The 6,849-nt window shown below is 48.6% G+C and carries 5 protein-coding genes; 1 reads left to right on the forward strand and 4 read right to left on the reverse strand.

Features of this window, described 5'->3' with window-relative positions; translation table 11 throughout:
* Positions 1-400: 400 nt before the first annotated feature.
* Entirely contained in the window at positions 401-2,233 is a 1,833-nt protein-coding gene (ilvB, locus tag QN379_RS22665; RefSeq protein WP_323507692.1) for a biosynthetic-type acetolactate synthase large subunit, read from the reverse strand.
* A gap of 75 nt (positions 2,234-2,308) precedes the next feature.
* On the opposite strand from ilvB, the gene QN379_RS22670 reads away from it, so the two are divergent.
* Complete coding sequence (locus QN379_RS22670) at positions 2,309-2,791, forward strand: Lrp/AsnC family transcriptional regulator (RefSeq protein ID WP_322238606.1); 483 nt, start codon at positions 2,309-2,311, stop codon at positions 2,789-2,791.
* A gap of 156 nt (positions 2,792-2,947) precedes the next feature.
* Here QN379_RS22670 and QN379_RS22675 read toward each other — a convergent pair whose 3' ends face one another.
* The 3 genes from QN379_RS22675 to QN379_RS22685 form a co-directional block, all read right to left on the reverse strand.
* Positions 2,948-3,274 carry a hypothetical protein gene (locus QN379_RS22675; protein WP_323507693.1) on the reverse strand — a complete coding sequence of 109 codons (327 nt, stop codon included), beginning with the start codon at positions 3,272-3,274 and terminating at the stop codon, positions 2,948-2,950.
* A gap of 263 nt (positions 3,275-3,537) precedes the next feature.
* A complete protein-coding gene (locus QN379_RS22680) occupies positions 3,538-5,124 on the reverse strand; it encodes a sensor domain-containing diguanylate cyclase (RefSeq protein ID WP_323507694.1) in 1,587 nt (528 codons plus the stop codon).
* A 67-nt stretch (positions 5,125-5,191) separates the two neighbouring features.
* On the reverse strand, positions 5,192-6,619 hold the full coding sequence (locus tag QN379_RS22685) for a sensor domain-containing diguanylate cyclase (RefSeq protein WP_323507695.1): 1,428 nt from the start codon (positions 6,617-6,619) through the stop codon (positions 5,192-5,194).
* Positions 6,620-6,849: the final 230 nt, after the last annotated feature.

Below are 6,849 nucleotides of genomic sequence, written 5' to 3' on the forward strand. Positions count from 1 at the left end.
CTTCAATAGGTATCAAGCAACTTAATCGTAATAAATACTATGTAAATCATATAGTTAAGAAGTATACCTACATCAATACTTCACATTGCTTTAACTAGCATAACGGCGCAAACCTTAATTTAATAGTTCCAGTTGTAGCAAGGTTGTCAGGCGCATTGCCTGCAATCTTGCGATCTCGATTTGCCCGATAAAGTATTGGATGCAGTTGCGGATGTATTTACGGACATATTTGAAGCCGCAATTCAACCCACACTTCGAGCAAATCGCACCTTTCGATTCGACCTTTTTTTTGTGAATAGTGTGAATAAAATAAAACAGGTCAGGCACGGGGATCACCGTTGCTGACCTGTCGACCAGATCACGTGGATAACGCGACCTGACTTATTTTTTTGAAATCTCTTTAAGTCGCAGAATCTGGTGGTCTTGTAACGACCGACCCGGTGCGGCTATCATACCAGCGGTTCTCTGACAGCATGATCTCGTGGTGTCCGCTTCCGCCCGGTATCATGGGAAAACAGTTTTCGAGCTGCTCGACTGCAACATCCAGCAGAAAAGGACCGGGTGAAGAAAGGCAGGCGTCAATCGCCTCACTCAGTTCAGAAGCCAGTTCAACACGGCGTGATCCCCACCCGAATGCCTTGGCCAAAGCAACAAAGTCTGGCAACGCCTCGTTATAACTATGGCTATATCGCGCGCCATGATGCAGTTCTTGCCATTGCCTGACCATTCCCATGCAGCCATTGTTTGAAATAATGACTTTCACCGGACATCGATGTTGGGCAGCCGTCGCCATCTCCTGAATATTCATCAAAATGGATGCATCGCCGCTGACACACACCACCAACTTATCCGGATGTGCAATCTGTGCGCCAATCGCCGCGGGCAAACCGTAGCCCATCGTGCCTGCGCCGCCCGAGGTAAGCCAGCGATGCGGTGCTTCAAACTGAAGATATTGCGCCGCCCACATTTGATGTTGACCAACATCAGTTGACACAATCGCGTCAGTACCGTCAAGATGTTCAGCCAATGTTTGCATCAGGTGTTGCGGCACGATGGTTGGAAGTGAATGCGTATAACCAAGAGATTCTTCAGCGCGCCATAGTGCAATTTTGGCCCACCAGTCAGCGGTGCGAGTGGCATCTAGCGGCAACGATGCAAGCTGCTCACCTAAAGCGGCAAGTACTTTGGCGCAATCGCCGACCAGTCCAACATTTGTTTTGACAACCTTGCCGACTGATGCTGGATCGATATCGATATGAACGATGCGTGCTTCAGGGCAAAAGTCTTTTAACCGGCCCGTGACACGATCATCAAAACGTGCGCCGACACAGACGACAAGATCCGCTTCATGCATAGCCAGATTGGCTTCCAGCGTGCCGTGCATTCCCAACATACCAAGCCATTGCGGATCGGATGCGGGAAACGCGCCGAGCCCCATCAACGTGAGCGTACATGGCGCGTTGGTCATATGTACCAGATCAACAAATTGCGCGCATGCCTCACTGCCGGAGTTGATCAACCCTCCTCCGCCATAAAGTATAGGCCTGCGTGATGCTGCGATCATCTGTGCCGCTTCACGTAAAAGCGCAACCGGCGGCAAGTCCGCCAGCGTTAAATCGGTCGACGCAGGCAATGCGGCAGATGACGCGGTTTGGGGACGGGCGACAAACAACCGTCCCTGAATATCTTTCGGTATATCGATTAATACCGGCCCTGGCCGTCCGGTCGTCGCCTGCGCTACTGCATACCGAACCGTATCCGGAATATCGGCAACGTCACCAATCTGAACGTTCCACTTGGTGACCGTACGAGAAATGCCAAGCGCATCACACTCTTGAAACGCGTTCGTACCAATCGCAGTCGTCGCGACTTGTCCGCTCACGCACAATAACGGAATAGAATCACTCAAGGCATCAAGTAAGCCAGACGTTGTATTGGCGATCCCTGGCCCCGACGTCACAAAAACCACCCCAAGGCGACCGGTTGATCGGGCGTAACCTTGCGCTGCATGGACGGCAGCCTGCTCATGACGAACGAGAATATGCCGAAGGCGCGGCTCCGAATGTAGTGCATCGTAGAGTGGCAATACTGCGCCGCCCGGATAGCCAAAAATGGTATCTACGCCGCAATCAATCAACGTACGCAATAGAACCTGTGCGCCGGTCAATTGCAGGTGCGGCTCAGAATCCAACAACGCATTGTTGGGAGATAAAGTATTTTGGCTTATTTTCATACTAAAATGATATTCTATTTCAGCCTGAAAAGGATTCATAATTTCAGTTGAATTGCTTACACTTCGGAAAATAAAATGACTATTTCAAAGAAAGACGGAAAAATATTCGACATTCAGGATTTCGCGATTTTGCGGGCACTTTTGCAAGACTCGCGCAAAAGCCTGCAAGATATTGGTCAAGAAGTCGGGCTGTCCACAACATCATGCTGGAACCGCATCAAACGCATGGAATCGGCTGGCGCAATCCAAGGCTATACGGTCAAAGTCGATCTTGCCCAACTTGGGTATCAAGATACTGTCATCATTCAGGTCAATCTGGAGAGTCACAGCGATGAAACGTTGTACGAATTCGGTCGTATTCTTGAAACGATTCCAGAGGTCATGGAGGCCTATCTGGTCTCCGGCGACTACGACTATTACATTCGCATCGCCGTTAAAGACACGCGAGATTACGAGCGTTTATTAAGAGAAAAGCTGTATAAAATACCCGGCATACGGCATAGCAAATCGAGCTTTGTATTGCGTACTTTGAAGAAATCGGACACGCCTTTTGCTTGATGTGAGGGGAATAAACGATCATCCTTGCCTAGCAAGAATGTGCGATTCCCCTCATCGCCATACCGCGTTTTCCGGCCTCGCAATGCGTGCTTAGCTAGAAAAAACAATCGCTATGGGATTCAGGCGATTTGACTTATTACGGAACTGAATTGGCGCTTAAGACGCTGCCTTTGCATCAGGCTCAGTCCAATTGATGGCGCTACGATCAAGCTGGTCAATTCGCAATTCAGCTATGCTCCCCAACATCTGCGACGACGTTAAAGTAAACCGCAATAAAGTTTCGGTGTCTGCAATATTCAATACCGGCGTCGTATCGCTGTTTCTGTCCATCGTACTAAAATGCGCCAAATCGATGGATAGTTGAATGCCGTGGCAGACATCTTTGGTCAGGGCATAAAATTCTGCGGCTTCTTGATTTTGGTGGTGGTCGGGCAACCATGAAAATCCCTGATGGAGAGATTTTGGTGCTGTTCGTTTGCTCATGATTGCGCTACCGGTTCGATCAGGATGGTGCGGCGTTTGATGATGGTAAGACGATACCGGACAGGTAAGATGGCTTTTAGCATAGGTCAAGCCTTTTTTGGTTACGCCGCGTCCCACTGCTAAGTAGGGTGGGCGGCAAATAGCAGGGTTAGCAGACTGGTCAAAAAAAGTAAAACCCAGCAAGCCCTAAGGCTTCCTCGCCACCGCCGCCCATTAACTGAGTTGACGTTATCAGGCTGTAAGGTGCAAGTTGTGCAGAAGTTTTACACTTCGTCGACTAATGTTGCTTTGTCGATGTTTGTATTGAAGCAAACACGATTGCGTCCGTCGGCCTTGGCGTTATACAGCGCCTTATCCGCAGCTTGCACCAATTCCAAAGGCAGTTGCTCATTCCTGAAAGGAACGTAAGCCTCTACGCCAGCACTAATCGTCACCACGCCAAACGGGCTGCCAGAATGTTCGATGGCCAGACGGTGAACGTGGTAGCGAATATTTTCAGCAATCGTCATCGCGCCGCGTAAGTGGGTATCAGGCAGTAAAATCGCCAGCTCTTCTCCGCCGTAGCGTACCGCAAGATCTCCCGGCCGATTTTGATTAGACTTCACAATTTGACTGATTGTCCGCAGGCATTCATCGCCTTCGGTATGCCCGTACATATCATTATATTGCTTGAAATAATCGGCATCGATCATAATCAAAGCCAATGAACGACCATTGCGCATGGCACGTTTAAATTCCTTCTCTAGCGCTATGTCGAAGTGACGCCGATTCGAAAGACCGGTCAGACTATCTTGCAAAGATAGTTGTTCAAGCGTTTTGTTCAGTGTCAGTAACGCATCTCTGGCTTGCACAATTTCTGCCTCCGCATGCACACGTCGTTGGATTTGCCTCACCAGATGAAACCCAAATACTACAAGCACGAGCAGCAGCAGCGCCACGCCAGCGGAATGCAGATAAGTGTCTGAGAGCCAAACGGCAAGAATTTCCTCTTCCGACAACGCTGCAACCACAAATAATGGGTAATGCTCGACGTGCCGGAAGCTATGTATGCGTTTAACGCCGTCTTGGGAGGATACAATCGAAATGGTCCCAAATTTGCTCCTGGATACATAGTTAACAAATACAGTGCTATTCGCTATATTTTTTCCAATAGAATCATACAATAGCGGCCGACGAGTGAGCATCATGCCTGCGTCTAACGCCAGCACAATCGCGCCGCGTTTGCCGATTTCGAAGTGATCGTAGAATTTATTAAAATAATCCATATTGATGGTGGCCAATGCAACTCCGGCAAAGCTGCCGTCCGGGTGATTGATTCGGCGAGATACCGTCAATATCCAGGCACCATTGGACCGGCTTTGAATCGGCAGACCGATGAACGGCGCCGAATCCAAATGTTTGCGGTGATAAATAAAATAGTTTCTATCTGCATTGTTGACGTTTGCGGGCATCGAAGCCATAGAGTTGACGAGCCAATTTCCCTTTTCGTCATACACAAATAAGCCATTTAACTGATCCAATTCGCCCACTCGCTGCACCAACAGGCGGTGCAAACGTTCGAGCGCAGCAGGACTTGTACCGTCGGTCTGAACGCGTTCTACCAGCCCGACTAGCGCAGTGTCCGCCTCTTTGATCGTGTCGTCTGCATGCTGCGCTATGGCCGTTGCCATATTGGTGGTGGCAACTTTTGCTTCCTGCAATTGCACACGGCGGGCGCTCCAACTTTGCCAGCCATCGATTGCTACCAGAGAAAGGCAAACAAACACCACAAAAACCACCGCTAACCACGTAATCGGCAGACGATTGATGAATACGCGTTGCAGCGTAGGTTTATCGATTGGATTGACCATTAGTTCTTTGTTACAAAATAATAAAGATGAATACGCAGGGTCCGGCTAGATAGTTATTGGGTTATGTTCACCATGCGATACAAACCCTACGCTCGCCTAAAGTCTTGGCCTTGTGCATTGCATCATCAGCATATTTCAACAGTGTCGGCCCGTCCCTTCCCGTAACAGGATAACCGGCAATACCGATGCTAGCCGATATCGTGGCTGTGATGCGTCCTAATTGATATGGTTCGGAAAGGATATCGAACAATTGATTAGCAAAAATAGTGGCGCTTGGTACATCGGAGTGAATTAAAACGATGGCAAAGTGATCGCGATCAAGTCGGGCAGCCATATCAGGAGCCCGAAGAGAGTTTTTGATCCGCATGGATATATGACGTAAAAGAACATCCGCATCCTCACTTTCCTCGCTAACCGTATCCGGTTCTGCGTCGGCAACCTCTATGTCAATATATAAGACGGCGAGTGTCGTCTTATAACGTCGGCAGAGTGCTAATTGCTGATTCAATGCTATATCAAATAGTGCGCGATTAGGCATACCCGTACTGCCGTCATGATGCGCGTCGTATCCGACCTGGAAGAGCTTGGTTGAGGCATCAAGCAACGCTTTGCGCAGTTTATTTGCCTCCGCAAAATGCAGTGTTGGAATGGTAAACGGTTTATTCGCGCTTAATGCAATAACGGGCTGTATGAGTGCATTGACAGAATTGGCAACCCGTTCCCCCAAAAACCACGCTAGCACAAGTCCTAATGACAGGACGATGACCGTCGTAATAATCAGTAAGAGTAGTGCATGGTGAAGGCCTTCAGTGAGCTCGACTAACGGTATCGACAAGGCGACTGCCCATTGGCTTGTAGAGGAACGACTGTATACCGTCATAGCAGGAACGCCTTCGAGGGTAGTGGTAACGAAACGGCCTTTATTCGCGCTGATGAGACGTTGCCACAACTCTGGCGTCACCATATTGCCGATAAATTTTTGCAGGTTTTGGGTGCGCCCTACGACATTTCCATTGCTGTCGATGATCGCAGCGATCCAACTACCGGGCAGCTTTTGATCTGCCATTAAATTTAAGAGTTGTGAGGGCGCTACTGAGGCATTCAGTGAATAAAGAATTGATCCATTACGCTTCACCGGGACTGCGATAGAAAAAACAAGTCGCCCTGAGAGCGGCCCCACGAAAAGGCCAGAAACGCTTGGTTTACCTGTTTCAAATATATTTTTAAGTAAAGGCACATCCGTTAATTTGGGAAGAATCGGTCCAAATGGAAGATTAGTGGAGAGGAGCAGCTGGCCGTCGGATGCTAACACTGCGATACTTTCAACGGGAAGCATCGGTAACTCTTCCAACGCTCTGGCATAAAAAGTCTTAAAGTCGCCATCCGCCAGACGCGGGGAACTGTTAAGAAGTTGAAGAGCCGACTGCGTACTGGCGAATTCTCTATCTACAGCAGCAATGATCGCATCAGCGTTGCTGGCAGCGTGACGCGTCAAATTTTCTCGTTCATGCGTGTAAAAATTGACAATCAAAAAAAAGGCTACGGCTGCAATTGGTAAAATGCAACCGAGAACCAGCGCCGTTTGATTAATGTGTATACCGGAAACCTTGAAGTGTTTAAAAAAATGACTTTTTCTTACTTTTTTCACATTGCCGATCATCGCTTTTGTATAGCCTTGTAGTTTTCTTTGTAGCTATAGTCTACCCTTCAATCGCTCTTTAATAT

It is taken from the genome of Glaciimonas sp. Gout2 (assembly GCF_035018905.1).
Taxonomy (GTDB): Bacteria; Pseudomonadota; Gammaproteobacteria; order Burkholderiales; family Burkholderiaceae_D; genus Glaciimonas.

Bases quoted from the DNA above. Each gene is read 5' to 3' on its own strand.
- ilvB (WP_323507692.1), bottom strand. From the start codon at position 2,233: ATGAAAATAAGCCAAAATACTTTATCTCCCAACAATGCGTTGTTGGAT.
- QN379_RS22670 (WP_322238606.1), top strand. From the start codon at position 2,309: ATGACTATTTCAAAGAAAGACGGAAAAATATTCGACATTCAGGATTTC.
- QN379_RS22675 (WP_323507693.1), bottom strand. From the start codon at position 3,274: ATGAGCAAACGAACAGCACCAAAATCTCTCCATCAGGGATTTTCATGG.
- QN379_RS22680 (WP_323507694.1), bottom strand. From the start codon at position 5,124: ATGGTCAATCCAATCGATAAACCTACGCTGCAACGCGTATTCATCAAT.